Source organism: Neisseria sp. P0009.S007 (assembly GCF_051962515.1).
Window position 1 is genome coordinate 1 of record NZ_JBQCVF010000445.1, and the last position, 1122, is coordinate 1122.

Sequence of the window (1122 nt, forward strand, 5' to 3'; positions counted from 1 at the left end):
CTTTTAAATTTAGTTTTATCAGAAGAAAACTATTTAATGATTGGTGGAGGGGGAGGGAAATATGTTGTAACAGGTGAAGAAAATGGCATCATTTTTAATTTAATAAACCCTAACGAAGGAAGTACCTTAAAAATAGAATTAAATACGGGAGGGCAAATTGGCTTATTTGAGTCTAAATATATTTTATCTAAAGAAATAGCATTCAAATGTGCTGTAAAATGTTTGACTATGGGATGTATTCCACAAAACGATTTAGATTTATCCTGGGAAAAATATTAAAGCAAACCTATTAAGTTGGTTGAGTCAAGACAAAATTAAACCATAGGGTAGCAAGCCGTAGCCCGGACAAAACCTTCAGTCCTGACGTAGGGTGTGTACGGTACGTACGGTACGCACACACGGTTTCTGTTTTTCAGGCGACCTCACTATCTTCTTTGAGGTCGTCTGAACCATTTGTTCTTTAACAATCTCATTAGCAGTTAGCATAGAGGTCGTCTGAAAACCAACTTTCAGACGACCTCTACCAAATCGCCTCCCCCGACGGCGGTGCACGGCTGCTGTTTGCCGAAGTCGATTCCGGCTGCGGCATTTTCCAACTGGTCGCACAACTCGACCGCAACGGCCGCCATATCCGCCTCTGCTACGACGACAACGGGCTGCCGCACAGCATTTACGACGGCAGCGGCCGACACTTCCAACCTGTATTCTCCTCCATCCGTCTGCACGACAACGATCCCGATTTCGACCCGGCCGGGGAACGGGACGTATTTATTTCCGAAGACGAACGTTTCTACGTTAACCGCCTTACCTCCGTCACCTTCAACGGCAAGGAACTGGTGCGCTACGACTACGACGGCTACGGCGATTTAACCGCCGTTTACGGACGCGACGGCAAAAAACTGCGCGGTTTCGCCTACCGCAGCCACATCATGGTCGAACACAGCCAACCCGACGGACTGGTGTTCCGCTACGAATACGACCGTTACGACACCGACGGCAAAGTGCTCAAGAGCAGCAACAACCTCGGCGAAGAATGGACGTTCGACTACCGCAAAGACCATACCGTCGTTACCGACGCATTGGGACGGACGGAAGTGTACGGTTTCGACGAAAACCGCGAAC

General features: G+C 48.2%; 2 protein-coding genes and 1 pseudogene. 2 read left to right on the forward strand and 1 reads right to left on the reverse strand.

Translation table 11 applies throughout. The features are described 5' to 3' along the window. On the forward strand, nt 1–279 hold a 279-nt coding region (locus ACTHS3_RS13935), incomplete at its 5' end, for a hypothetical protein (RefSeq protein ID WP_440368244.1). A gap of 230 nt (nt 280–509) precedes the next feature. Here ACTHS3_RS13935 and ACTHS3_RS13940 read toward each other — a convergent pair. Then, complete coding sequence (locus ACTHS3_RS13940) at nt 510–725, reverse strand: hypothetical protein (protein ID WP_141752565.1); 216 nt, start codon at nt 723–725, stop codon at nt 510–512. 111 nt (nt 726–836) lie between these two features. On the opposite strand from ACTHS3_RS13940, the pseudogene ACTHS3_RS13945 reads away from it, so the two are divergent. After that, a pseudogene (locus ACTHS3_RS13945) lies at nt 837–1122 on the forward strand (RHS repeat protein); the annotation flags it as partial.